Source organism: Paraburkholderia phymatum STM815 (assembly GCF_000020045.1).
GTDB classification, from domain to species: domain Bacteria; phylum Pseudomonadota; class Gammaproteobacteria; order Burkholderiales; family Burkholderiaceae; genus Paraburkholderia; species Paraburkholderia phymatum.
Genome location: NC_010623.1, coordinates 327,834 through 352,447, shown reverse-complemented (window position 1 = coordinate 352,447; position 24,614 = coordinate 327,834). Strand labels below are relative to the sequence as shown.

The 24,614-nt window shown below is 61.5% G+C and carries 34 protein-coding genes; 22 read left to right on the top strand and 12 right to left on the bottom strand.

The annotated features are described in order from the left end of the window. Positions 1-20: 20 nt before the first annotated feature. From BPHY_RS17370 to BPHY_RS17360, 3 genes are all read left to right on the top strand, one after another. A complete protein-coding gene (locus BPHY_RS17370) occupies positions 21-287 on the top strand; it encodes a DUF2964 domain-containing protein (protein ID WP_012402753.1) in 267 nt (88 codons plus the stop codon). 232 nt (positions 288-519) lie between these two features. Continuing rightward, positions 520-810 carry a DUF1488 family protein gene (locus BPHY_RS17365; protein WP_012402752.1) on the top strand — a complete coding sequence of 97 codons (291 nt, stop codon included), beginning with the start codon at positions 520-522 and terminating at the stop codon, positions 808-810. Positions 811-1,074: 264 nt separating this feature from the next. Beyond that, positions 1,075-2,388 carry a tyrosine-type recombinase/integrase gene (locus BPHY_RS17360; protein ID WP_012402751.1) on the top strand — a complete coding sequence of 438 codons (1,314 nt, stop codon included), beginning with the start codon at positions 1,075-1,077 and terminating at the stop codon, positions 2,386-2,388. 193 nt (positions 2,389-2,581) lie between these two features. Here the strand turns inward: BPHY_RS17360 and BPHY_RS17355 are convergent, their stop codons facing one another. The 11 genes from BPHY_RS17355 to BPHY_RS17310 all read right to left on the bottom strand — a co-directional run bounded on the left by BPHY_RS17355 (position 2,582) and on the right by BPHY_RS17310 (position 9,635). Then, on the bottom strand, positions 2,582-3,655 hold the full coding sequence (locus BPHY_RS17355; protein WP_244257650.1) for a DNA-methyltransferase: 1,074 nt from the start codon (positions 3,653-3,655) through the stop codon (positions 2,582-2,584). Positions 3,656-3,836: 181 nt separating this feature from the next. Beyond that, on the bottom strand, positions 3,837-4,943 hold the full coding sequence (locus BPHY_RS17350; protein WP_012402749.1) for a hypothetical protein: 1,107 nt from the start codon (positions 4,941-4,943) through the stop codon (positions 3,837-3,839). Positions 4,944-5,387: 444 nt separating this feature from the next. Beyond that, positions 5,388-5,603 carry a hypothetical protein gene (locus tag BPHY_RS17340; protein WP_041764319.1) on the bottom strand — a complete coding sequence of 72 codons (216 nt, stop codon included), beginning with the start codon at positions 5,601-5,603 and terminating at the stop codon, positions 5,388-5,390. Beyond that, positions 5,579-5,815, bottom strand: a complete 237-nt coding sequence (locus BPHY_RS41780; RefSeq protein ID WP_157686617.1) for a hypothetical protein — start codon at positions 5,813-5,815, stop codon at positions 5,579-5,581. The genes BPHY_RS17340 and BPHY_RS41780 overlap by 25 nt, the downstream gene beginning before the upstream one ends. Positions 5,816-5,817: 2 nt before the next feature. Beyond that, entirely contained in the window at positions 5,818-6,222 is a 405-nt protein-coding gene (locus BPHY_RS17335; RefSeq protein WP_012402747.1) for a hypothetical protein, read from the bottom strand. Positions 6,223-6,267: 45 nt separating this feature from the next. Then, positions 6,268-6,438, bottom strand: coding sequence for a hypothetical protein (locus BPHY_RS41775; protein WP_012402746.1), 171 nt, complete (start codon positions 6,436-6,438; stop codon positions 6,268-6,270). Further along, the gene (locus tag BPHY_RS17330) at positions 6,431-6,955 is read right to left on the bottom strand and encodes a hypothetical protein (RefSeq protein ID WP_012402745.1); all 525 of its coding nucleotides are present in this window, start codon (positions 6,953-6,955) and stop codon (positions 6,431-6,433) included. Before BPHY_RS17330 ends, BPHY_RS41775 begins: the two co-directional genes overlap by 8 nt. Before the next feature lie 2 nt (positions 6,956-6,957). Beyond that, positions 6,958-7,203 (bottom strand): hypothetical protein, encoded by a 246-nt coding sequence (locus BPHY_RS17325; protein ID WP_012402744.1) that lies wholly within the window; start codon positions 7,201-7,203, stop codon positions 6,958-6,960. Further along, complete coding sequence (locus BPHY_RS17320; protein ID WP_012402743.1) at positions 7,200-7,658, bottom strand: hypothetical protein; 459 nt, start codon at positions 7,656-7,658, stop codon at positions 7,200-7,202. The genes BPHY_RS17325 and BPHY_RS17320 overlap by 4 nt, the downstream gene beginning before the upstream one ends. Beyond that, complete coding sequence (locus tag BPHY_RS17315) at positions 7,655-8,731, bottom strand: hypothetical protein (protein WP_012402742.1); 1,077 nt, start codon at positions 8,729-8,731, stop codon at positions 7,655-7,657. The genes BPHY_RS17320 and BPHY_RS17315 overlap by 4 nt, the downstream gene beginning before the upstream one ends. Next, positions 8,724-9,635 carry a YqaJ viral recombinase family nuclease gene (locus tag BPHY_RS17310; protein ID WP_012402741.1) on the bottom strand — a complete coding sequence of 304 codons (912 nt, stop codon included), beginning with the start codon at positions 9,633-9,635 and terminating at the stop codon, positions 8,724-8,726. Before BPHY_RS17310 ends, BPHY_RS17315 begins: the two co-directional genes overlap by 8 nt. 859 nt (positions 9,636-10,494) lie before the next feature. On the opposite strand from BPHY_RS17310, the gene BPHY_RS17300 reads away from it, so the two are divergent. The 13 genes from BPHY_RS17300 to BPHY_RS17245 all read left to right on the top strand — a co-directional run bounded on the left by BPHY_RS17300 (position 10,495) and on the right by BPHY_RS17245 (position 18,240). Then, complete coding sequence (locus BPHY_RS17300; protein ID WP_012402740.1) at positions 10,495-10,710, top strand: helix-turn-helix transcriptional regulator; 216 nt, start codon at positions 10,495-10,497, stop codon at positions 10,708-10,710. A 484-nt stretch (positions 10,711-11,194) separates the two neighbouring features. Further along, the gene (locus BPHY_RS41770; RefSeq protein WP_157686615.1) at positions 11,195-11,647 is read left to right on the top strand and encodes a hypothetical protein; all 453 of its coding nucleotides are present in this window, start codon (positions 11,195-11,197) and stop codon (positions 11,645-11,647) included. Beyond that, positions 11,628-12,176, top strand: coding sequence for a hypothetical protein (locus tag BPHY_RS38715; RefSeq protein ID WP_012402738.1), 549 nt, complete (start codon positions 11,628-11,630; stop codon positions 12,174-12,176). The genes BPHY_RS41770 and BPHY_RS38715 overlap by 20 nt, the downstream gene beginning before the upstream one ends. 5 nt (positions 12,177-12,181) lie before the next feature. Continuing rightward, a complete protein-coding gene (locus BPHY_RS17285) occupies positions 12,182-12,643 on the top strand; it encodes a DnaB-like helicase N-terminal domain-containing protein (protein WP_012402737.1) in 462 nt (153 codons plus the stop codon). A gap of 2 nt (positions 12,644-12,645) precedes the next feature. Further along, positions 12,646-13,140 carry a RusA family crossover junction endodeoxyribonuclease gene (locus BPHY_RS17280; RefSeq protein ID WP_012402736.1) on the top strand — a complete coding sequence of 165 codons (495 nt, stop codon included), beginning with the start codon at positions 12,646-12,648 and terminating at the stop codon, positions 13,138-13,140. A 7-nt stretch (positions 13,141-13,147) separates the two neighbouring features. Continuing rightward, positions 13,148-13,402, top strand: a complete 255-nt coding sequence (locus BPHY_RS38710; RefSeq protein WP_012402735.1) for a hypothetical protein — start codon at positions 13,148-13,150, stop codon at positions 13,400-13,402. After that, entirely contained in the window at positions 13,363-13,593 is a 231-nt protein-coding gene (locus BPHY_RS17275) for a hypothetical protein (protein WP_012402734.1), read from the top strand. The genes BPHY_RS38710 and BPHY_RS17275 overlap by 40 nt, the downstream gene beginning before the upstream one ends. Positions 13,594-13,595: 2 nt before the next feature. Continuing rightward, a complete protein-coding gene (locus BPHY_RS17270) occupies positions 13,596-14,204 on the top strand; it encodes a hypothetical protein (RefSeq protein ID WP_012402733.1) in 609 nt (202 codons plus the stop codon). 138 nt (positions 14,205-14,342) lie between these two features. Continuing rightward, entirely contained in the window at positions 14,343-14,666 is a 324-nt protein-coding gene (locus BPHY_RS17265) for an HNH endonuclease signature motif containing protein (protein WP_012402732.1), read from the top strand. Continuing rightward, complete coding sequence (locus BPHY_RS17260) at positions 14,653-15,024, top strand: hypothetical protein (RefSeq protein ID WP_012402731.1); 372 nt, start codon at positions 14,653-14,655, stop codon at positions 15,022-15,024. Before BPHY_RS17265 ends, BPHY_RS17260 begins: the two co-directional genes overlap by 14 nt. Then, positions 15,021-16,769: a collagen-like triple helix repeat-containing protein gene (locus BPHY_RS43845; protein ID WP_012402730.1), complete on the top strand. Its 1,749-nt coding sequence runs from the start codon at positions 15,021-15,023 to the stop codon at positions 16,767-16,769. The genes BPHY_RS17260 and BPHY_RS43845 overlap by 4 nt, the downstream gene beginning before the upstream one ends. Then, positions 16,766-17,527, top strand: a complete 762-nt coding sequence (locus BPHY_RS42905) for a collagen-like domain-containing protein (protein ID WP_012402729.1) — start codon at positions 16,766-16,768, stop codon at positions 17,525-17,527. Before BPHY_RS43845 ends, BPHY_RS42905 begins: the two co-directional genes overlap by 4 nt. Beyond that, entirely contained in the window at positions 17,524-18,240 is a 717-nt protein-coding gene (locus BPHY_RS17245) for a hypothetical protein (protein ID WP_012402728.1), read from the top strand. The genes BPHY_RS42905 and BPHY_RS17245 overlap by 4 nt, the downstream gene beginning before the upstream one ends. Positions 18,241-18,255: 15 nt before the next feature. Here the strand turns inward: BPHY_RS17245 and BPHY_RS41765 are convergent, their stop codons facing one another. Continuing rightward, positions 18,256-18,675, bottom strand: a complete 420-nt coding sequence (locus tag BPHY_RS41765; RefSeq protein ID WP_157686613.1) for a hypothetical protein — start codon at positions 18,673-18,675, stop codon at positions 18,256-18,258. A gap of 15 nt (positions 18,676-18,690) precedes the next feature. Here BPHY_RS41765 and BPHY_RS17240 point away from each other — a divergent pair, with 15 nt between their 5' ends. The 6 genes from BPHY_RS17240 to BPHY_RS17215 are packed head-to-tail and all read left to right on the top strand — an operon-like array spanning position 18,691 to position 24,601. After that, complete coding sequence (locus tag BPHY_RS17240) at positions 18,691-19,293, top strand: ParB/Srx family N-terminal domain-containing protein (RefSeq protein ID WP_012402727.1); 603 nt, start codon at positions 18,691-18,693, stop codon at positions 19,291-19,293. Positions 19,294-19,298: 5 nt separating this feature from the next. After that, positions 19,299-20,369, top strand: a complete 1,071-nt coding sequence (locus BPHY_RS17235; RefSeq protein WP_012402726.1) for a DNA cytosine methyltransferase — start codon at positions 19,299-19,301, stop codon at positions 20,367-20,369. Next, positions 20,353-20,829: a phage terminase small subunit P27 family gene (locus BPHY_RS17230; RefSeq protein ID WP_012402725.1), complete on the top strand. Its 477-nt coding sequence runs from the start codon at positions 20,353-20,355 to the stop codon at positions 20,827-20,829. Before BPHY_RS17235 ends, BPHY_RS17230 begins: the two co-directional genes overlap by 17 nt. Next, entirely contained in the window at positions 20,789-22,534 is a 1,746-nt protein-coding gene (locus tag BPHY_RS17225) for a terminase large subunit (RefSeq protein WP_012402724.1), read from the top strand. The genes BPHY_RS17230 and BPHY_RS17225 overlap by 41 nt, the downstream gene beginning before the upstream one ends. Positions 22,535-22,549: 15 nt before the next feature. Next, positions 22,550-23,887 (top strand): phage portal protein, encoded by a 1,338-nt coding sequence (locus tag BPHY_RS17220; protein ID WP_012402723.1) that lies wholly within the window; start codon positions 22,550-22,552, stop codon positions 23,885-23,887. A gap of 3 nt (positions 23,888-23,890) precedes the next feature. Next, positions 23,891-24,601, top strand: coding sequence for an HK97 family phage prohead protease (locus BPHY_RS17215; protein WP_012402722.1), 711 nt, complete (start codon positions 23,891-23,893; stop codon positions 24,599-24,601). The last annotated feature ends 13 nt before the right edge of the window (positions 24,602-24,614 follow it).

The following is a 24,614-nucleotide window of genomic DNA, read 5'->3' as shown; positions in this document are numbered from 1 at the left end:
GCCATTTCGAGGAGAACGTCATGGTGCGCATGGAGTTGAGAGTCGTCCTCGCCACGCTTGCGATCTTCATTGCGCTAGGGGGCATCGGATTGTCGATCCATGGTTCGCTCTATTACCTGGATCGCGAGATCTGGACGGGCGTGATCCTGATTGCGATCGGCATTGCGGGCTGCGTGACGATGCTCACGCTTTGGCCGCGCGACCTGCCCGACAGGACGCCGCCCGAGCATCCCGCCGACGAGGCAAGCCCACACGAGCATCATCCTCATCTGCCGACGCAGTTCTAGGCCCGAATTCTCGCTGCAGTGCCGCATATTGGGGCATGGCGGCGGTATGCTGAGGTATGGCGAAACAAAACTTGCGGCGCGGCGGAAGTCGTCTACAGTGGTGAGATCGACCGACGGCATGTGCGATGACGGTGTGTGTTTGCGGTCGACAGCCCGCGCTGCGATCCATAACGGAGGTGTGAACAGGGGCAGGCGCGGTTCTCGGCGATGACGTTCCATCAAGGTGTTCCCCATGCAGATCAATTTCCCGAAAGAAGTCCCGGAGTATTCCGGGCGCGAGCTGACTCTGGCGTTTCCGGCTATGGTCGATGGAGAACGGGTGGAATGCATGATCACTGCCGAGGCGCTGGAAGACCATTTTGGCGCGGCCTCACCGCGCATCGAAGATATGCTGGGCGCGTTTTCGACGCACCGTGAGCGGATCGAAGCCGCTACGCGGCGGTTGCTGTCGGAGACGGGGGCGCAGTGTGTCGTGTTGAGAAGTGGGTATGTGAGGTTTTATGAGGCTAACTGGCGTGCGTAAGTGCACGTGGACCTGTTTGCAACGCAGTCGCCATTCGGGTTTTTTCTTTTGCTGGCATCCGCGTTTTGCTTCCGGTTTGCTGGCGTTGCCCCTGTGCGGGGCTGTTGAATAGTAGCAGTTAATCGCCTAGAGTTTCATTTCGTCAATCAAATCAAGGTCTTAAGTCGCAGTTAGTCGCAGCTAGTCGCCTGCAGTCGCAGGCGGATCTAGTCACCGATTAGTCACCGATCCTGAGACCAACGAATTTTGAAAAGGCGAAACATCATGGCGAACGAACGTATCAACCGCGAACTGATCCGGCGACTCGAAGCCGAGCGAAAGGCGAAGATCGCGGCGGGCGGCACTTTGAAGGTCCGCGAGATCTACGATGACCTGCAGCGCGGCTTTGGCGTGCGCATGAGCGTCAAGGGCTCGCTCTCGTTTGTGTACCGCTGGACCCGACCCGATGGCGGACAGCAGCGGATCGTGATTGGCGATGCGTCGATGACAGTCGAAGAAGCCCGCAAAGCACTGGCGAAGTTCATCGCGCGCACCGATCACAAGGTCGATGACACGTCGGTGCGCGTCACGAAGCACGAGCGGCGCGTCGCCGATGCGAAGAACGTCGGGATGCCGACAGTAGGCGACTACCTCGATGGCGACTATCGGACCTTTTGGCTCGGCAGCACGCGAAGCGAGACGCCCGAACAGAACATCAAAAATATCCGGCGCGATTTCCCCGACCTCATGGACAGACGGCTCGACGAAGTCACACGTCCCGCGATGAAAAAATGGATCGAGAAACGCCTCGCGGACGGGTGCAAGGCGACTGGTATCAATCGCGTACTCGGCTCGATTGGTGGCCTGTTCTCGTACGCTGTGGAGCACGAAATCATCGCGGCCAATCCGTGCGCGAAACTGCGCTGCAAGATCGATCCCGAAGAAGACAGCGAGCACGGCCGCGAACTGACCGCCGAAGAAGAACAGCGCCTGCGCGTGGTACTCGACGAGCGCGAGACGCGCATCCGTGAAGAAGCGGCGGCGCGTCACGACAGCCGCAAGGTCGCCACGATACCGGGCGAGTTCCACTCGTTCGTCGATCACGTCAAGCCCGCGATCCTGCTGGCGCTCAATACCGGAATGCGCCGGTCCGAACTGCTGCGCGCCCGCTGGACCGCGATTGACTGGAAAGCGCAGACCATCAGGATCGAGGCGTGGACATCGAAGGTCAAGCGCACGCGCGTGATTCCGATGAACGTCGAAGCGCTTTCGATCCTAAAGGCGTGGCGCCGTCAGACGAGGTTCGAGTTCATCTTCACGAACGAGATCGGCGAATGTCTGCGCGAGGTGCGCGACTGGAACAAGATCAAGCGCGAGGCGCAAATTCGCGACTTCCGTTTCATGGATACACGTCATCACACAGCGACGCGCATGATCAACGAAGGCGCGTCTCCGTATCACGTGCAGAAGTTGCTCGGACACAAAGATGGCCGCATGACGCAGCGATACATGCGGGCGCGCGATGTGAAACTAGCGGAAGCCGTCGCGCTCCTCGACGTGCCGCGCCAGGCCGATGCTGATCACCCGGTAGCAGCATAAGAGAATGAGGTCCTTCGCAGATCTCTGCGGAGGGCTCTGTTCGACCCCATTGCGGTCGGACGAGCGCCTCCGTCTATCAGACTTGCTCTCAGATCCGAAGCGGTAATTCGCGCTTCTCGAAGGTAGCCAGTCAGGTCCGTTCTTGTCGCGCCGTAGACCGCAGACTAAGCGGCCTGGTTACGCGACTTAAACCCTACTCGGCATCAAGATCCCTCACGGGAATGGCCGCGAGCTTTGGCACAGCCTTGGCAGCCAAAGCGAAAAATTCCTCGTCCAGTTCAACACCGCAACTTTGATATCCGACCGCATTGGCCGCAGCAAGGGTCGAGCCGGCGCCCATGAAGGGATCTAACACGATCCCTTCTTCCAAGGGCAGGACCGCGCGGACAATCTGCCGCATGAATGCCTGGGGTTTGAGTGAAGGATGTGGCGCAATTTTCTTTTCGCTCGCGGGCGTCGGATGAGACTTAATAAGATCACCGAAGGGACGCTCTTTCGAGGGGCGGCGGAAACCACCTGTTCCCCAACGTCGAAGGTTGTCTTGCACTCGGCCCTCAAGCGGCTTGCGAAGCACTACCCATGGCTCCCACTGAGAACGCGGCATAACCGATACGCCGTCAAATTCTTCATGCGCATTCTTGGGACGATCGCCACCACGCATCGTCATTACTTGGCGGGCGATATATCCACGTAACTCCAACCCAGCTAGGCCCATAGCTTCTGCCACGATGTGAGCCAGGAGCGGATTCGAGGCAATGACGACGTTCGCGCCGGGCACTGCGACCCTACCGATCAAAGTGCCGAAGCGCTTGAAAAACGCGTGCAGCGCCTGCCGATCTGTGTCGGTCAGAACGGTGAAGCGAGGCAATGGTGCCCGCTGATGGCCGTCAAAAGATGGCGGAATGCGCCAGACTCCGCCTTTTCCTGCCCGCAGCTTTGCCGTTTCCTTGGCGGTGTATTCAACCAGGCCGTAGGGGGGGTCGGTGACGACCGCATGAACAGAAGAAGGTTTCTGGCTTGCGAGCCATTCAAAGCAATCGCCCTGATGTAGCGTGGCCTGTCCGAGTTTCAATATTTTGGTTTCACGGGTAGCGTGGTGGTCGAGGAGCGAAGCGCTTCTTAGCCGGTAACGACCTCTACCAACGCGCTCGAACGTCGTCGGCGTATTCAAACTCAAATAAGATCGCACGGATGATGTCGGCGCCGCTCCGACAGAGCGCTTTACTGCGGCCACGATCTCTTCTGTTGACGCATCCTTTCCGACCATCGCGAGATACTCGATGATTGAGTCCCGGATTACCCCTGGAGCCAGCGACATAAAATTTGGATAGTGATTGCGATGGCAGATTTTAAGTTTTTTGACGTCTGGACGTCAACAACCATCGATCAGCTGCGCGGCTCTCCATGGAATTCGTCGCGGCAGGCAGAGCTCTGCAGTGAACAAGTCGTTAGTCGGCCTTCCACGATTCATCGAGCACCAAAAGGCTCACCTGATTGCCGTAGTCGTCGACGACGGGCCGACTCCAGACATACCGAAACCCCTTGTCAAGGCAAAATTGCCGGAAGCGGCTCGTTAGTGATGAGTTTTGTTCCCGATGGGTGATGAAGTATTCGAAGGCCTGCAGCGCGATTTGTTGTTTCAGTGGGTCCCACACCGAGACGTGGTGCTTCAGGTCCTCAAGCGTCATGGTCTTTACGCCGAGTTCCTCGATGGCGCTTCGCGTTTCCTCGCTTTCGAAGTCTTCAGCGACGAGGTAGGCCCCGGCTCGCCGCTTGCCTGCCTCTCCCGCGAATGCCGTAAAGTCGATCGCGTCCGCCGTCATCACTTTGAAGTGTTTCACTTCACAGGTTTTGACTAGGCGGCTGCCATCCCACGCATCGATGTCGCCTATGCGATGGACTCGCTTCGAACCCGTTCGAGTCTTATCCACTTCAACTTGCAAATGTGGCGAATCCGCACGGATGTAGGCGAACACTGCCCCTTGGAACCCAGACCCGGTAGGCTCACCTCTACCAACGGCTCGGAAATTGAAGTCTCGCAAAAAGATTTCAAAGACAGGCGGATCTTTCGCGATTTCGGAGCTATCGACTTCATGCGACGGCAGCTTCTCCAACACATACTTAACGACCTTGTCTCGCAATGAATCCAAGGTTGGAAGGTCGAACGTTGCTAGTGAACCTATCCAATCAACGTAATCAGGCCAAGATTGCGTCGCATGCGGTGCCGCGCTTGGAAAGTCATAGCGCTTCTCTTTATTGCGGAAGAAATTTTCGATTGCACCGTAAAACGGTCGGATGCTGACGGTGCCACCTGCCGGCTTGCTTACAATTAATGTGTTGGCACCGAGGCCAGCAGCAGTCTTAATTTGGCGAGGAAATTTGGCGTAAAACTCGTCGAGCCCTTTCAATTTCAAACTTGGAGTATCCAGTGCTTTCATGAAATCGATGAGGGCAACGAGCAACCCTGCGGCAAACTTCCGGCGGCGCTTCCCTTCAAAATCGCTTTTCATCGCCGCGAACAGGTCGTCGGCTGACATCACTGTATTCTTCGTCATTTTTCGTCGTTAGAGCCCCGATCGTTCGTCGCCGAACTCGAAGCGCGATTGTACAGCGCGCGGAGCGGGATGGCCGTCAAACGTTGCAGTGTCGGCTGCTGCGTCTCCAAAGCGGCCGTCCAGTCGTGGCCGACTATGGCCTGTTTCGCGGGCGGTCTCTCCTGAACGAAGAAAACGCCCGCTCGCTTCCGGGAAGTCCTTCACCTGGCGGGCTTTTTTCTCGCCGCTGGCGTCACGTCCGTCTCCGGTGTCGGCCGCTGGCGGGTATGCGCCTTCTCCCATTCGTTGATGGCGGTCAGAGAAATCCGGACCGATCGCCCGACGCGTACCTCGGTCGGTCCTTCGCCGCGGTCGCGCATCCTGAAGTAGTGCGACCTCGCCACGCTGTATCGCTCGCAGAATTCTTCAATCGACAGATACGACTCGGTCTGTCCTGCCGGTTCTTCACTCGCCACCGGACTCGGGTTCATCATCTTCCCTCGCAATAAGATCCGCGAGCGCATCGAAACAGACCTCGCACAGACCGCTGATCCGTGTCTCGATCCAGCCCGCTTCGCTGTACACGTTTGCATCGCTGAACGGCTCGCCGCAGACCCTGCAACAGGACCGCACGGCGCGCTCGTGCGCGAGCACGATCACCACCTCGACGGGTCCGAGCATGCGTCATCCCCCCACGTACAGGCCCCACACAGCGAGCCCGTATAAACGATCTTGCCCTCTCGTACACCCGTCACGACCGGCGACTGGCCGCACGCGACACACTGACGCCCATAGTCCGGTACCCATTCATCGACCGCCATCGCTTCGGCGGGCAACGTGCCGATATCGGGCGGCGAGAACTTTTCCCGCCGCTTGATGTTCTTCGATGACATCGCTACTCCCTTTGCAGGTCTGCCTGTGCGTCCGGTGCGTCCTGCGCCCGCAGCAGACCGATCCTGATCAGCGCGCGCGTCAGCCCCGCCGCGTGACTGTCCGCGCGTTCCGTGTAGTGCGCGGGGGCGTCCTCGTAAAGCGCAGCTAGCTTGCGCCACGCGCTGATCTCGCCCATCGTGATAAATGCCTGGCTGGTGTCTTCGCCGGCCCGCGCCAGTTCTTCATCGCTGCTCGCGATCCGTTCGCGCGCGTACTTCATGACTTCGGCATAGGCGACACGCAGCCCGACGTTCATGCCGATCTTGCGCACCGTCTCCAACAACAAGCCCAGCGCCCGCGGGTCCAGTACCGAGATCCGCGTTTCGACGTTGCCGTCATCGTCTGTCAGTCCTTCATCGGTATTCATGGTTTTGCCCTCGTGGTTTTGCCCTCGTGGTTTAGCCCTCGTGGTTTAGCCGCCGCATTGCGTCGACATGATCCAGCGCACCATCCGCACGATGCCCGCGACCGCGCCCGTCATCAGCAGCGCAAAGAGCGCGATGAACAGCGCGACAAACATCGCTGCGAAGATCTTGGCGCTCGGCGCAAGCGGCTGTCGCGGAATGCGTGGCCGGTCATTCATCGTCCGCGCCTTCGACTTCGGTATCGACCGCGCCCGCTGAATCGAGCGTGGCCGGGATCTCGTGCTTGAGCAGGCCGACCAGCTTGGCGGTTTCGTCGGGGTTCGGCAGGATCTGCGCACGCGCCACGCATGCACACGTCCCGCCTTCCTTCGCGGTAATCGCCAGCTTGCCGAACGTAGCTTCGGGAAAGAGCAGATCACCCTTCGCGCTGCGGCCGTTGCCCGTATGGAAATGCAGACCCACAGGCGCGTATTCGCCCGCCCATTTGAGCGTACCCAACTGCGGGTTTTTCACGTGCGTCAGGTGCTGGCCGTCCGGCCCGAGTACCGGAAGGTTGGGATCGTCGAGTACCTCGTAGAGCGAGGCGCGCAGCGACGGACTTAGCTTGTCCAGCGCGCGGTTCGGTAGATCGAACCCGAGCTTGATATCGACGGCGGTCCGTTCTTCGTCGCCATGCACTTCAGTTCGCACGTTCAGATGCAGGATGCGCACCGGATGTCTGATGAAGTCCAGCATGATCAGCGCTCCCTCACGATGGAGATAATGAGCCCGCCGTTGAGAAAGCCGTGCGCTTCGTGGTAGTAGCTATCGAGCAGCACGATCGCATCCTCGTCGGTCAGTTCCGCGAGTTCGCAATCGACATCGAGCATCGACTTGAACCCGGCATAGAACGCCTTGCGCATCTCGTGGAACTGGACCGGCGGTGCATCGTGCGGGATCGCGAACGTGGAGAAATCATGCCAGCGCTGTTCGATGGATTTCATACCCGCACCTCGTCTTCACGGGCTTCGTGCGCGAGCAGCCGCGCAAAGCGCAGCGCGCGTTCCTCGAACGTATCCGCCGGTTCGAGACCGGAGGGGATGCTGCCAGCGACCACGCCCATCACCGCGCGCGACACACCGAACAGATTCGCCATGCGCGTTTCAGCCAGGCATTCGCCGAGACCGATCAGGCCGTGGATCAGTTCCCCAATCGCCGAGTCCGATCGGATCGCCGTGCCGCCCGTGCCGAAGACATCGGTAGGCTCGATCATGCGCAGCACCGAATCGAGCAGCGCCCACGAGTCGATACACTGGCTGACGCCCGGCACCTCGAAGGACGCGCAGGTCAGTTTCGAAAAGTACTGGTAGAGGAGATCGTCGATCATCTCGTCCGAGCCTTCATCGAACGCGGATGCGAAAGCGGTCTCGATCCCTTCACGGGTAGCGTAGAGCGTCACGATGCGTCTCCATTGTCGAAGTCGGCTGCGAGCGTCGAATACAGTTCGCCGAGTTCGGTGCGCAGCGCTTCATCACCGATCACGGACTTGATCAGGTCGGCGGCGATATCGAGATCGTCTCTGGACTTCGCGTTCTTCAGGCGGTCCGCGACATCGGCATACGTGTACTGCGGTTTTGCCTCGTCCTGTTTCGCGGCCGCGGCTTTCAGCTTCGCTTCCTTCTTCGCCTTCATGCGCGACTTCACGGCTTCGGCGCGCGTGCCGCCCGAGGGCTGCGCGACGTTGGCGGCCGGATCGTCGGGCATCTCGAACCACTCGGCAGGCGCGCTCATGCCGTCGCGCAACGAGTTGTAGATTCGCTTGAGCGAGACCGCGAGCGCGGGCGTCAGCGCCGACATATGGCGCTGGATGCGCTTCTCGATCATTTCCTTGGTGACACCGAACGTCTCGAAGCGCTCGATCATCTGCGTGATCAGTTCGTCATTGATTTCGACCTTGGTTGCAAGCGTCGCTTCACACTGGCGCACCGCCGCCTCGATCACGTCGCCGTCGATCAGCGCGAGGATGCACGCCCGTTTGCGGCGCGCGCCGTAGTTCGCGATCATCTCGTAGATATCGCGCTCGTCCTTCAGCGCATAGCCGCCCTGTTTGGTATCGCGCCAGTGGCGTACCGTGAAGGTGCGTACGTCGCGATAGTTGGTCTCGTAGTCCCATGCATAGGCGAGACATTCGGACACGCCGTCGCGACGCGACAGTTCCTTGACGCCCGCTTCCATGTTGCCCCAGCGCTTCGCCAGCATTTCGGCCAGACGGATCGACGGGCCGCTGATGTCGTTGCCACCGCGCGAGTACTGGTATGTGGCTTCTTCCGCGAGTCCAGGGCGCATGCATTCCTGCAGCATGCGATCCATCGCGCGGCGCGGATCACGCGGCTGCGTCCGCGCGAAATACAGCGCGGCCTGAACTTCGGCGATGGCCTTCGACTGTTCAGCCGCGATCAGCGCGCCCGCCGCGACGGGAACGGCTGCCGCCGGTTCATTGCCGAACGGGTTGGGTGCGACCACGTCATTCATCGCCGTGTCCTCCCTTCTTCGAATAACGGAAGTCGACGTATTCGACCGGCTCGACCTCATAGCCCTTGCGCTCGACGATCTTGCGGCGATACGAGCCGCCGTTCGGCAACAAACCGATCGACGCATTGCCCATCATGTGCAGCAACCGCGCGCGCGCCGCTTCGGACCCCGCGTGCATGAGCTTTTCCTGCTCGTCGAAGTCCAGCTTCGAGAAGTGCAGCGCGACCGCTTCGGCAGGCAGCTTGATCGTCGCGCCGTTGGTGCCGCTGTACATGCGCTTGAGCAGCGGGATCGCGCTCGCGTGCTGGTAATCGAGCGACGGCGCTTCCTTGCGTTCGATGTGCTTCCAGAACGTGGCTTCGCCTTCCTCGATCAGTTCGATCATCTCTGCGTCGCGCTCGACGTGGTACACCTCGAGGCGGTTGCCGCCGATACATGCCGCCAGATGCCACACGTCATAGCCCGATACGGACAGGTAGTGGGCGCATTGCAGCATGTATTCCGGCGGGATCATGTCGCTTCCCGGCTCGCCCCATTCGCCGAAGCGATACGACAGCGCATCAACGTTTTTCGCTTCCAGTCCTTCGCGCCGGCCGTCGATCGTTCGGTCATAGTTCGCGAGCATGAAGCCGTACCTCGGGTGATGCGCGATCCGGTTGTGGCGGCGCAGCTTCACGCCATAGCGTTCGGCGTACTCGTCGGCAATGACCGCTTCCATGCGCTGGCCGAAGCGCATGCGTTCCGCGTGCTCGGACGACACGACAATATCGAACGTGTCATCGGTTTTTTCTTGATAAAGCTGGAAGCTCGTTTTGTGGCGCGACTGGCCGAGCGCCGCCGCCGCATCACTGCCGCCGATGCCTTTACGACGAAGCTCAAGCCACGCGTCTCGCTGCGTGTTCATGCATCGCTCCTGATGGTGACGGCCTGTTGAACGCCGGTCGTCTTCGCGTCAAGCAGTCGTAACAGCCCGTTACACATTTAACGCATGTGGTACAGGCGCAAGATCGCCACTCGCGGCTCCGCGTAGCGGTAGCGGTGCGCGAGCCATTGACGGCTCAAGGGTTTGAGGATGGTTCGCAGGACGTGACGATGGCTCATGGGCGTCCGTCGGTCGAAGCGATAAAACATCGCCAGTCGGACGAAAATACCGAATGCGGGTATTAAAACGGAGTCGCGCATCATTCCCTCGCTCTCGTTTAATTTTTGACTCGCTTTAACTGCGGCGATGAATGACGATCCTAGTTGCGACTTTGATGCGTTTCAAACGCTTTTTAACGGGGCCGGATATGCGTATTGAGTAATAGCGCATTGCAGCATGACGGGATTCCGCGTCCAAAAGATGGTAGTGGGAGCGCATCTTTATGCTGTATGTTTTACCTGAGAATGCGTCCAAGTCGCATAGAACAAGGCGGAAATATTTCAATAGTTAGTAGCGTTTTCGTAGCCAATCAAGGCAAATCCGACGCAAGTCTCAGGTCTGATTTATTGCAATGCGTCAGCAAGATTACAGGCGCAAAATTTGATCAGGATTTTCCCGAGTAGGGAAATCCTGAGTGCAGTTGCAGCAATCGGAGCGGGTGCGACTCTGTGCGACGAGGTGAAACTTCAGGCGACTAACTGCGACTTTAAAATCGCTGCATTAACGCACTTGGAAACGGTTTTTAAAACGTTTTGCGAAAAATCGATGCATTGCGAATAACCGATTTAAAGCCTACGGTTCCCCTCGGTAAATCGATTCAATCGATAGCGCGGGGGCTCAAATGGAGTGCAAAGAACGTCTGCTACGCATGCCGGAAGTCGTCAGGCGCACCGGCATGAGTTCGACCACGGTCTATCGCAGGATCAGCGATGGAACGTTCCCGCGCCCGGTCTCGCTCGGTTGCAATCGGGTCGCGTGGCTCGAATCGGAGATCGACGCATGGATCTTCGCGAGGGTCGAAGAACGCGAGCGTGATCGAGAAACGGAAGCGGCCTGATCGGGGAACGGTCATGCCACGTATCCGCACGGTCAAGCCCGCGCTTTTCCAGCACAGTACGCTGTTCGACGCGGAGCACGAGACCGGACTGCCGCTTCGCCTCGCGTATATCGGCCTGTTCACCTGCTGCGACCGTGAAGGTCGTTTCAAGTGGGACGAACGCGAACTGAAGCTGCATATTCTCCCGTGGGATGACCTTGATTTTTCACGCGTGCTTGACGCGTTAGTCACGCGTGGTTTCGTTGTCGAGTACGCGTCAGATACGGGTGAAAAATACGGCTGGATTCCGACGTTTTGCAAGCATCAGGTCATCAACAACCGCGAGACCGCATCTGAACTACCTGCCCCGCCGGAACCCCTTATCCAGCAACGATCTGCGACGCGTGATTCACGCGTGCCCCGCGCGTGCCCCACGCGGGCAAAGCGGAAGGGAAGGGAAAGGAAGGGAAAGGAAGTAAACCTTAAAACCAAGGGTACTGCTCAGGTGAGTGGTACTGCCTCGCGTGCGCGCGCGAAGCAGCCGCCCGCTCCACCCACACCGAGCGGTCCCGCGACGATCACGCTTGCGATGCGCAAGGCGCACATCAGCGGTGCGCAGCCGTCGAATCCACGGATCATCGCCCTGGCCGAACAAGGCGTAACGCCCGAAGCTGTCAACGACGCTTGCGAGGAAGCGCATCGCGTGCATCCCGACGAATCGATCCCCGTGGCTTACGTGTGCACGATCCTCGAACGCTGGCAGCGCGAGCCGCAACGCTCGAACGGGCACGGCCGCGCGTACGGTCACGCGTCGAGCGGGTTCGACGAACGCGCGAAAGATCGCAAGCGCGCAGGTGACGAGCTAACGGGTCGTGCGCGCAGAGCGCGCGAGGTCGATGCGGGCGATGTCATCGACGTAACCGCAACGGAGATCGGCCATGACCCGCGCCATTCCTGAGCATTGGCTTGAACGTCTGTTCGCGCGCATGGAGTCGATCTACGGTTCGCGCTTCCACGACATGTGGCGCGATTGCGAAATCGCCGAGGTCAAGGCGACGTGGCGAGAAGGTCTCGCGGGCATCACCGACGAAGGGCTGAAACGGGGCGTAGCCGCGCTGTTCCACGAAAAAAGCCCGCCGACGCTGCCGCGTTTCCTTGAGCTTTGCCAGCCGCAGCCTGCGATGCACATGCCGAACCGTCTGCTGACCGACGAGGTCGGCTGCACGCCATCGCATGAAGCGCGCGCGCAGTTGGCCGAGATCGCGAAGCGCATCGGCATGCGCGAGCCGGGTATCGCATGGGCGCGCCGCATTTTCGACGAAGCGGCCCGCGGTCACGTGCTACCGGGAAGCCGGCTACAGGTCGCGCTCGACGCGATCAAAAGCTGGGATGCCACCCACGGCGCGATTCACCGCGAGCGCGAACCCGGATGCGATGACGAAGAAAGCTTGGTTGCAGATGCAACGACATCACCCGAACAGGAGTAACGGCCATGAACTTCGAAAACGATCTCCGCACACGTGCCGAAAGGCTCGTGCTATCGGCGCTCATGCAGGACAACGGTTCGCTTCGTCACATCGCGACGCTCAGGCCGTCGCACTTCTCGCATGACACGCACGGGCAGATCTTTCGCCACATGCTCGCGCTGATCGCGAAGGACGTACCGGCCGATGCATGCAGCGTGTTCGCATCGATGGGCCACAAGCGGCAACTGCGCAAGGTCGGTCTGTTCTCGTACCTGTGCGAGATCGCGGCATTGCCCGCGATCCCGGCCAACATCGGCTTCTACGCATGCGCGCTGACCAGCGAGGAACTGGTCAGCATGGCGCTGCGTCTGGCGCCGGTACTGCTCGACCCCGCGCACGATCATCGCATCAGCGATCCCGGCCACTGCCACGACATCAATCGTCCGCTCGTGATGTGGGCGGCTGTCGAACCCTCAACGGATCGCTGATCATGCGCGTCGCGTTCACGCTCAGGGGCGAGCCCGCATCAAAAGCGAACTCGCGTGAGATCGTCGCGCGCAAGGTTCGCAGCAAGACCGATGGCACGCTCAAGACCCGTCCGATGTCGATCAAGAGCGACAAGGCGCGCAACTTCGAGCGCGACGCGCTGAAACAGATCCCGCCATCGGCACGCGTGCGCATGACGGGACCCGTGCGCGTGATCCTGAAAATCTTCTATGCGACCGAGCGGCCTGATCTTGACGAGAGCGTGATCCTCGATGTCATGCAGGACCGTTTTCGCACCGTGACGGTCAAGGGCATCGAGCGGCGCGAACTCGTATATCACGGCGTGTATCGCAATGACCGGCAGGTCCGGCAGAAGTTTGTCTTTCACGGTATCGACCGCGTGAATCCGCGCGCCGAGGTCGTGATCGAATCGTTGCAGGAGCAACAGCTTGCGCTTGCCCTTGAACCCGACTTTGATCCGTTCGAAGTTATCGCCTGAAAAAGCCATGAACCGGAAAACAACCGAATCGCTCGCGATGCGCCAGCATCTGGCGCATGACAACGACCGCATGCGCGAAGCGCTGCGCACCATCGTCGCGATGGCCGAGACCAGTCCGAGCGCGCTGACGATGAACGACATCGCGCGTATCGCGCGTGCCGCGCTGATCGCGATCCCGCGCGAGAACCCGGCATTGCGCCACCCCGAAACCAAGGAGGCATCGTGCAGCACGAATGCCTGTGGCCCGGCTGCGGCCGGCTGATTCCGCTCGCGCAGTGGGGATGCAAAGCGCACTGGTACAAGCTGCCCGCGCAGCTGCGCACGCGCATCGGCCGCGCGTATCGCGCGGGCGTCGATACCGACACGCATCCGACCAAGGCATGGCGACGCGCGCATGCCGCAGCGCTCGCATGGATCGAGCAGTTCGAAGCGCAGCGCGCGAGCGAGAGCTAGCCATGCTCGCCATCTTCGCGGACACGATCGTCGCGCTTCACGTCAGCTATGCGATACGCGCGACGCGGTCGGTCCCGGCCACGTCGATGCGTAACGTGCTGCGTACGATCATGGAGTCGGCGGAGATGATGAACCGCCAGCAGATGGACTGGCTCGAACGGCTGATCGGCCGCCCGTCGAGACTGGTCGACTTCGGTGGCCTGAGCCAGAGCGAGGTCCACGCGCAGGCGGTCATGATCACGGAAGCCGTACGCCGCCGGTTGCCCGAGCATGAGTCGTACGTGCTGATGGCCCGCTTCGCACGAGACATCGACAAGTGCGCCGGGGTCTATGGCGTGGCGGATCATCTGCTGGCGTCCGGCTCGCCCGTCACTCATCGCGAGGCGATCACGGATCTCGTGTGGCGGCGCTACCTGCCGCGCGAATATCAGGGCGGATTCAGCCTGCGCGATATCGAGGGCCGTACGCGCGTCAGCAAGTCGTCGCTCGGTCGCGCCGCGCGATGGCTCGATGACGAGTGCGACGAGGTCGAACTGTCGGCGCTACACCATCTCGAAGACATGTTTGTCGAGCAGGGAGTCGTGCGATACACGGTGATGGAGCCGGCCTGACCGCTTGTGTTTGGGACAAAAAGGGCATAAATTTCGCTCCTAATACTTGGCGAACTACGCAAGCGAGAGAAGCAAGCAGTACCGGAAGCCCGCACGGACCCTGTTCCGTCGCGGGCTTTCGTCATTCTGGAGACCGTGATGGGACGCTGGGCACACCTCTACGAGACGGTGCGCTGGCGGAAGTTGCGTGCCTCCCATCTTCACGCGCACCCCTGCTGCGTGATGTGCCTCGCGCTCGGCTTCGACACGCGCGCGACCATCGTCGATCACAGGCACCCGCACCGCGGCGATACGCGGCTGTTCTTCGATCCGTCCAATCTCCAGTCCCTCTGCAAGCTCCATCACGACAGCGTCAAGCAGACCGCCGAGAAGCGCGGCCTGATGCCCGGCTGTGACGAGGACGGCAATCCGGTTGACCCGAAACACCCCTGGAATCGAGGTCTGCACCATGAAACCCGGTAACTATCCGCTCGACATCTATCGGGGCGACACGTACCGCTGGCAGTTCACGCTGTGGTCCGACACGGACAAAACGCAGCCCGTGGACCTGACGGACGTAATCGCGCGCTCGCAGATCCGCGACAAGCCGGCGGGCAAGCTGCTCGCGACGATCGACTGTGCGATCACGCTGCCGAACGTGATCCTCGGCACGCTGAGCGCCGACGAGTGCGCGAAGCTAACCGCGACAAAATGTGCGTGGGATCTGCAACTGGAATGGCCGAACACGGATATCACGACACTGCTCGCGGGTGATGTCACGGTCACGATCGACGTGACCGACTCCGCGCCCACTCTCGTCAGCGTGAAGGCGTCAGCATGAGCACGCCGACCGTCGAGATCATCGATGTCGTGGCGATCGACGCCGAACGCATGACGGTCGCCGTTACCGTCGATATCGAGCCCGAGGAAGTCGACATCACTGACGTGGAAGCGGCGAATGCCATCCTGATCGAGATCATCGAGCAGTCCAACCGTTCAGGGCCGCCCGGCCCGATAGGTCCGCAGGGTCCGGCCGGTCCGCAAGGTGTCCAGGGCATTGCTGGCAACGATGGCAAGGATGGCGCGACCGGCCCCGCCGGCGCGAGAGGTCCTGCAGGCCCGCAAGGCGACGCGGGTCCGCAGGGTGTCGCCGGTCCTGCTGGCACAACGGGTCCGCAGGGTGCGACGGGGCCGGCCGGACCCAGGGGCGATCCCGGCGTGGCCGGTCCGCAAGGCGCACAGGGTCTCAAGGGCGATCAGGGTCCGAAAGGCGATGCAGGTCCGCAAGGTCCGGCCGGTGCGACGGGCTCGCAGGGTCCGGCCGGTGCGATGGGTCTCACGGGTCCGCAAGGAGCGAAAGGCGATCCCGGTCCCGTGGGTCCGATGGGTCCCGAAGGCGACACGGGTCCGGCTGGCGATCAGGGTCCGGAGGGAGACACAGGCGCGCAGGGTCCGCAGGGTGCAACGGGTTCACAGGGACCCGCTGGTCCGGTCGGGCAGACTGGCCCGCAGGGTGTCAAGGGCGACACCGGCGCGACCGGCGAGCAGGGTCCGAAAGGCGACACGGGTGCGCAAGGTCCGCAAGGCCCGGTTGGTCCAGCCGCCGATACTTCGACCTTCGTGCAGAAGTCCGGCGACACGATGACGGGGCAATTGCGGATTGCGCCGGCGTCGGGTGACGCGTCTCTATTGCTCAATGCGCAGGGTTCAAACCTGCCCCGTATCTATTTTCAGAAAGGCGGGGCTGGCCCCAGCATGCTCTACGATGGTACGTCGATAGGGTTTGCAAACGCCACGCTCAACGCGTGGAATATGGCTATTAACGACTCTGGCTCTGTCTCGTTTCGCAACACGGTCAATATCAACAACGGAACCGACCTCTGGTTAAGCGCACAGTCCGGCAGCTATAGCGGCAGGCTCATGCTAAACGCGAACGGCTACGCGCCGTTCCTTCGATCCAACGGGGCCAACGGCAATATTGAAGTTGTCAATTCGGCCAACAGCGCCGTTAACTTTACGATCTGGGATGACGGGCACGTAACCGCACGCGGTAACGTCTACGCGTCGAGTGCTTTCCTGCAAACCAATGGCGACGTTAACGGCTCGCAATGGGTAGGCGGCTGGTTAAGTGCAGGCATTAACAATATCTGCATGACGCGCACCACGGGCAACACGTACAAAATCGGTTGGGATGGCGGCGCAGGCAACCTCAACTTCTATGTCGACGGCACATTTATAGCGTATCTGCACAGCAACGCCTCGGACTCCGCGCTTAAAGCCAACGTCGAGGAAGTTACGCCCGACTCGCTTACCCTCATTGAACAGATAGACTTTTGCAGTTACGACATTGCCGGGCGGCATGTCGACATGGGCATCATTGCGCAGCAGCTACAGACCATCACGCCGCGTTGGGCGTATAAACCGCCGACGCCTGATACGCCCGAACCGTACTACGGCGACCCGGAACCGCAACCCTATACCCCTTCGCCTCTGGCGTATGACCGCGACGCGCTGCTGTTCGATGCGTTGCGCGCCGTGCAGCAGCTATCGGCACGCGTGACACAGCTTGAGGCGATGCGGCCATGAGCACGCCCGACCAGATCGATGTCGTGGTCGTCGAAGGCTTGCGCATCGTTGTCGACGTAACCGACCTCGGCAGTACGGCTGGCCCGCCCGGTCCTCCGGGACCGGCTGGCGAGCAAGGCGAACAGGGCCCCGCTGGTCCCGCCGGATCACAGGGTGTACAGGGCGATCCGGGACCAGAAGGTCCGCAGGGTCCGCAAGGCCCCGCCGGGGCTACAGGCGATGCTGGTCCAGCAGGTCCGCAAGGTGATACCGGGGCGCAGGGTGTCAAAGGGGACACTGGCGCGGACGGCCCTATGGGACCGGCCGGACCAGCGGGACCGAAAGGCGACACAGGTGATGCAGGACCGCGAGGCATTCAGGGCGATCCCGGTCCGCAGGGTGCGGCTGGCGCAACAGGTGCGCAAGGTCCGAAAGGCGATACAGGCGCGGGCGCGGTCCCGCTGCCGGTTAATGCGCAGACTGTCACGGCCTATACGCTCGTGCTCACCGATGCGCCCGCACCCAAGTACGAAGGTGGCGTCACGATGACCAATGCGGCCGCGAATACGGTCACGGTGCCGCCGAACAGCGCGGTCGCGTTCGCAGTCGGCGCGCTCGTCACCATCGCGCAGCTTGGCGTGGGTCAGACCACGCTCGTCGCAGGCTCAGGCGTCACGCTGCGCATGTCGAGCACGCTAGCGCTGCGCGCGCAGTATTCGGCCGCCACGCTCTGGCAGATCGCGGCGAACGTATGGCTCGTGATGGGAGATCTCACGTGATCCCGTCAATCTGGCGACGGCGTGCGGCGGCCGCCGGGTTCGCCATCGTCTCGACATCGAGCGCTTACGGGACCGCTCCTGTCGTGAATCAGGGCAACGCATACGCGAACGTGCCAGCGCCCACGAATATCAGCGCGGGCAACTTCCTGTATGCGTTCTACGTCGCGGATGAACTGACGATCACGCCGACGCTTGCGTGCAGCGGCTGGACCACGCATCGCACGTACCAGTATTCGGGGAACAACAATTACGGATTCATCGGTGCGCTGTACAAGGTCGCAACAGCATCGGAGCCCGCGTCCTATTCGTTCGGTGGAACAGGCGTCAATACGTTCAGCCTGTGCATCCTGAACATGACAGGCGTGGTCACGTCCGATCCGTTCAGTGGTGTCACGCCGACCAACGCGAAAGCGAACAGCGCCACGACCACGTTCGCCACTGTCACGCGCCCGCGCGCGGGTGCGCAGCTGCTGGTCGCGGTGACGGGTTCGAGCTATTCGCCCAACGTCGCGAACGCCTGGACCCCGCCCGCCAGCTACACGCTCGCAGGCCAGATCACGGATCTGTACAACCAGCCCGGCAAGGGGGAGGCACAGGCCGCGTTCTCTGCTGTGCGTACGAACGCACCGGCGGGTGCGACGGGCAGCATGACAGGCACGCTTGGCAAGAGCTACTACAACGGCACGATGAACGTCGTGCTGAACACGGGATGACGCTCGGATGCCCGATTACGTCGGAGGATAAGGACGGGTCAATGGTTTGCCCGCCTTGTTCGCCATTTGTTCGAACAGCCAGTAGTGACAGGCAGACGCATGAGACGCGAAGTCATCGCCGCGTTCATGAAGGATGTTTACCCACTCGGTCACGGTGCGAACGGAAGGTCTTGGTTCCTCGCCCGTCCAAAGAGTGACGACTAGATATCGATCCACTTCGATCGGTGAACCGCTAACGATGATTGCAGGAATCGCAACTGGGCCAGCCGGGCTGTTGATCATGGCGAATAGGTCACATTGTGCTGTTTCTATTTTATAGCGAAACGGAGGCTGCGCAATTCTATCCAGGCGGCGGTCGGCAAGGGCGGGAAAAAACTCGGAAGCGTTTTCCGCCAGCACCCCGCGATCTGGTTTTTTCCATTGACCGCTTTTCACGACTTAGGGGGTCAGATGACCGGCAAGACACGACCGGCTCGCGCGCCACGCGCCGAACCGGAGAACGTTGCGGGCGCAAACGGCTCGCCGGACGCACCAGAATCGTCCACACCCGCCCCGTGGCCCGCGCTGAGTATCGAACGCCGTCCGCTTGTGTCGCTCGTTCCGTACGCGCGCAATGCGCGGCTGCATTCGGACGCGCAGATCAACCAGATCGCGGCGAGCATGCGCGAATGGGGATGGACGCAGCCGGTCCTGGTCAGCGAGGACGGCATGATCATCGCCGGTCACGGTCGCGTGCTCGCCGGTCTGCGGCTCGGACTCGATGAAGCGCCCGTGATGGTCGCGCGCGGCTGGAGCGAGCCGAAGATCCGCGCGTACGTGATTGCGGATAACCGTCTCGCTGAGACGGCGACATGGGATCGCGAGATGCTGGGCGCGGAACTCGCGGAACTGCGCGATGCGTTCGACCTCACGCTTACCGGCTTCACTGCGGGCGAGATCGACGCGATGGTCGTCACCGACCTCCCCGCGCTCGGTGTCGAGTATGACGAGCACGCGGCCGATGGCGTCAAGTTCATCAAGTGCCCTGCGTGCGGGCATGAATTCCCGAGGTAACGATCATGGCCTATCACGACCGGCTCGCCGTTGCGTGGGAGTCGCATCTGGCTCCGCGCGCGCCGGACGCGCCGACGGTTGTCTCGACGTTCGCGGGCTGCGGCGGGTCATCGCTCGGCTATTCGATGGCGGGCTTCGACGAAAGGCTCGCCGTCGAATGGAACGAGAAACAGGCCGCGTCGTTCGTCGCGAACTTCCCGCACGTCCCGCTGCATCTGGGCGATATCGCGGATCTGTCCGACGCGGACGCGCTGCGCATGGCGCGGCTCGAACCGGGCGAGCTTGATGTCTTCGACGGTTCGCCGCCGTGCCAGGGCTTTTCGCTCGCAGGCGCGCGCAAGTTTCAGGACGGCCGCAACCAGCTATTCATCGAGTACGTGCGCCTGCTGCGTACGTTCGCGCCGAAGGCGTTCGTGATGGAGAACGTGCGCGGGATGGTGGTCGGCAAGATGCGGCTGATCTTCGCCGACATCCTCAACGAGCTAAAGGGCTGCGGCTACACGGTCTGCGCGCGCGTGCTGACGGCCGGCTATTACGGCGTGCCGCAGATGCGCCCGCGCATGATCTTCATCGGCATCAGGAACGATCTCGCCGCGTGCGGCGTGCTGCCGTCCCATCCTGAACCGCAGTGCTGGCCGCCGTGCGTCGCCGAAGCGTGGCACGGTGTCGCCAATACGCCCGACGAGATCGAGGCGGCCGCGTTCGCACAGACGCGTCTCGTGTGGCGGCTGCTGTGGCGCATGAAGCCCGGCGAGTACGGCGACGAGTACCACCCGAACAAGCAGCTTTACGGTCTGTACCGGCTCGATCCCGCCCGGCCGAGCCCGACGATCCTGCGCAACGGTGGCGCTGGCGGTGCGTGCGAAGCGTGCCATCCGACCGAGCACCGGCGCATCACCATCGCGGAAGCGAAGCGCATCGGCTCGTTTCCCGATCCGTTCGTGCTGCGCGGCAATTTTCAGGAACGCTGGGCGGCGATCGGCAACTGCGTCCCGCCGCTGTTCATGCGCGCGATTGCGCTGCACGTGCGGGGTCTTCTCGAAACAGCAAGTGAACACCATGCCGCAACCGCGTAAGCCTACCGCCCTGCGGATCATTGAGGGAAACAGGGAAAAGCGTCCTCTCCCGAAGAACGAACCGAAGCCGCGGCGCGGCGTCCCGCAGCCGCCCGCGCATCTCGACGCGTACGCACTCGAGGAATGGGCGCGCATCACGCCCGAGCTTGAAGCGATCGGTCTGCTCACGACCATCGACGGCACCACGCTCGCGGCCTACTGCCAGTGTGTCTCACGCTGGCGTCAGGCCGAGGAAGCCATCCAGCGCATGAAGAAAAAGGACGCCCTGACTTCTGCGCTCATGATCAAGACCAGCAACGGGAACGCAATCCAGAACCCGCTGATTGGTGTCGCTAACCGCGCGATGCACATGGCGATCAAGTTCGCCTCCGAGTTCGGCATGAGCCCGGCCGCACGCGCACGACTGGCGGCACTTCCCGATGAAGGCAAACCGGCCACCCGCAAAGAAAGCTACTTCTGATCCCGTCACCCGGTACGCGTCCGATGTCATTGCGGGCATCATCATCGCGGGTCCGCATGTGCGCGCCGCGTGTGCGCGCCATCTCGACGACCTGAAGTTCGGTCCCGGCCGGGGCCTGTCGTGGGATCTTCCGGCGGCGATGCGCGCGATCAGCTACTTCGCGGACGTGCTGTGTCTGAACGGTGGTGACTTCGAAGGCAAGCCGTTCGTGCTGCTGCCGTGGCAGAAGTTCATCGTCGGTTCGCTGTTCGGCTGGAAGCGTCGCGACGGCTCGCGCCGTTTCCGTGAGGCGTACGTCGAGGCGGGCAAGGGTTGCGGCAAGTCACCGCTCGCGGCCGGTGTCGGTCTGTACATGCTCACCGCTGATGGCGAGATGCGGCCGGAGATCTATGCGGCCGCCACGCGCCGCGATCAGGCGATGATCCTGTTCCGCGATGCTGTCGCGATGGTCGACCTCTCGCCCGAGCTATCGAACCGGCTGGTGAAGTCGGGACGCGGCGAGCGCTGCTACAACCTCGCCTATTACGCCAAGGGCGGTTGGTTCCGGCCGATTGCGAGCGACAGCAGCGGCCAGAGCGGACCGCGCCCGCACTGTGCGCTGATCGACGAGATCCACGAGCACCGCGATCCGACCGTCATCAACATTATGCGGGCCGGGAAGAAAGGCCGTAGCCAGCCGCTGCTGTTCATGATCACCAACAGCGGCTTTGACCGCACATCGATCTGCTGGGAACAGCACCAGTACGGCACGAACATCGTTTCACGCGCGATCGAGGATGACGCCTACTTTGCGTACATCTGCGCACTCGACGAGGACGAAGAACCGTTCGAGGACGAGTCGTGCTGGATCAAGGTCAATCCGTCGCTCGGCAAGACCATCCAGAAGACCTACCTGCGCGAACAGATCCATCAGGCGCGCGGGATGCCGTCGCAGGAATCGACGGTGCGGCGCCTGAACTTCTGCCAGTGGGTCGATGCGGAGAACCCGTGGATCGACGGCGACCTGTGGCGCGCGTGCGAGGTCGAAGACCTGCCCGACGAGGTATTCGCGGGCCGCACCGTGTACGGCGGGCTCGATCTGTCGGGCGTGCGCGATCTGTCCGCGCTCGCGTACGTCGTGCGTCAGGAGGATGACTCGGTCGATGCGTTCATTGACTTCTTCATCCCGCGCGACGGACTCGCAGACCGCATCAAGCGGGACAACGCGCCATATGAGGCGTGGATCAACAAGGGATTCGTGACCGCCACGCCCGGTAAGTCAGTGGATTACGCGTTCATCGTCGAGGCGATCGTCTCACGTTCGATGTCGTTCGACATGCAGGGCATCGCCTACGACACGTACCGGATCAAGGACTTCATCGGGGACATGGACGAAGGCAACTGCGATGTGCCGCTCGTCGCTCACCCGCAGGGCTACGCGCGCGCAAGCGAGTCGAACCTGTGGATGCCGCGCTCGATTGAAATGCTGGAGAAGCTGGTCATCGACGGCAAGCTGCGCGTGCGTCTGAATCCGTGTCTTCGCTGGAACAGCGGCAACGCGGTGCTACAGGCCGATGCGAAGAACAACCGGATCTTCACGAAGTCCCGTTCCACGGGGCGCATTGACGGGATCGTCGCGCTCGCGATGGCGGTCGGCTACGCGTTCCGCATCGACGAGGAAGAAGACCTCGACGACTTTCTCAATGCGCCGTTAATGGCGTCCTGATCTGAAGGTCCCGATATGGCTGATATCCGCTACAACACTCCGCAGCGGGAGATGGAGCTATCCGTACGCGACCCTGCCGGATGGCTGCCGCGCGCATTCAATCAGGCGCTGACGTGGCTCGGTGGTGGCTGGTTCGGCGGTGGCAATGTCGATGAGCCGGGCCAGCAGATCAACACGCCCACGGGCGACTATTACGCGGGCAGTGAAACCCAGGCGATGCAGATCTCGACGGTGTGGGCGTGCGTGCGCCTGATCACCGAGACGATCGGCACGCTGTCGATTAACGTGTACGAACGTACGCCCACGGGACGCAACCTTGTCCAGTCCCACCCGCTGAACTACGTGCTGAACACCGCGCCAAACGATCGCAATACGCCCGTTGAACTGCTGGAATCGTTCGGCATGAACCTCGCAATCGACGGCAACTGTTATGCGCGCATCATCCGCGACGGGTCTGGCGACGTGATCAGTCTGATGCCGCGCGCGTCGCAGCAGACGACGCTGATCGAGAACACCGATAACACGTACTTCTACAAGTACTCGACGGGCGGCGAACAGATCACCTACCAGCCACCGCAGATGTTCCACTCGCGGCTGATGGGTAACGGGCTCAAGGGGCTGTCGCCGCTCGGCTATGCGCGACGCTCGATTGCTAACGCTCTCGCGCTGCAGAACAACGCATTGCGGTTCAACGCTAAGGGCGGCAAGCCCGCCGGCGTGCTGATGATAGACCACGTGCTCAAGCCCGAGCAGCGCGAAGCCGTGCGCAACAACTTCGCAGACCTCGAAGCGGGCGGCGATGCGGGCTCGCGTCTGTTTGTGCTCGAAGCCGGTATGCAGTACCAGCAACTGACGATCTCGCCCGCCGATGCGCAGATGCTTGAGCAGCTGAAGTTCGGGGTCGATGACATCTGCCGGATCTTCCGCGTCCCTTCGTTCCTCGTGAACCAGTACGAGCGCAATACGACATGGGGCAGCGGGATCGAACAGATGGACCTCGGCTATTCGAAGTACACGCTCCAGCCGTATGTGACGCGTCTCGAATCGTCGATGAACCGGTGGCTGCTCAGGCCCAGCGAACAGCAGCGCTACTACGTCGAATTCAATCTCGAAAGCCTGCTGCGCAGTGACAGCGCATCGCGCGCGTCCTTCTACTCGACGATGGTCCAGAACGGCCTGATGTCCCGCAACGAATGCCGCGTCAAGGAAAACCTCGACCGCCGCGACGGTGCCGACGATCTCACCGTGCAACTGAACCTCACGCCCATCGAAGACCTGCCGAAAGTGGCGGACCAGAACACACAGCAGCAACAGCAATCGCAGGACGTCCCCACGCAGCCGATCAAGGAGTAAGACATGTCACGCAAATTCGCTGGAGACACCGACCACGGCTCTGTCCTCTCTATGGTCGAGTTCAAGTTTGACAGCACCGCCAAGGGCAGCTTCGAGGGCTACGCGTCCGTGTTCAACAACATCGACAGCTATGGCGACATCATGCTCCCCGGCGCGTTCGAGGAATCGATCGCGAAGAAGGACGCCGTGCCGATGCTGTTTAACCACTGGATAGACAACCTGATCGGCAAGGCCGCGAACCTCAAGGAGGACGAGATCGGCCTGAAGTTCAACGGGCGGCTGACGCCCGGCGCGTCGATGTCCACCGATGTCTACCAGCACATGAAGGCCGGTGCGCTCGATGGCGTATCGATCGGCTATCGCGTGCAGCCCGGCGGCGCAGACATGGACGGCAAGGTCCGCACGCTCTCGCGTGTCGATCTGCTGGAAATCTCGATGGTGATCAGTCCGGCGAACAAGTCGGCGCGGGCCAATCTCGGTTCGCTCAAATCGGACCTCGATCCCGATGAAATGAAGTCGCTTGCAGATGCCGAAGCCTGGTTGCGTGACGCAAACGGATGGAGCCGCATCGAAGCCAAAGTCTATATCGCACGGGTGCGCGATATGGTCCTGCGTGATGCAGGCTTGAGCGACGACAGCGCCACGGTAGTGAAGACAGACCCGGATGACGTTGCACTTGCAACCTTTCTCCGAGACTTCAAATTCAATCTCTAAAGGAGTCGCTGTC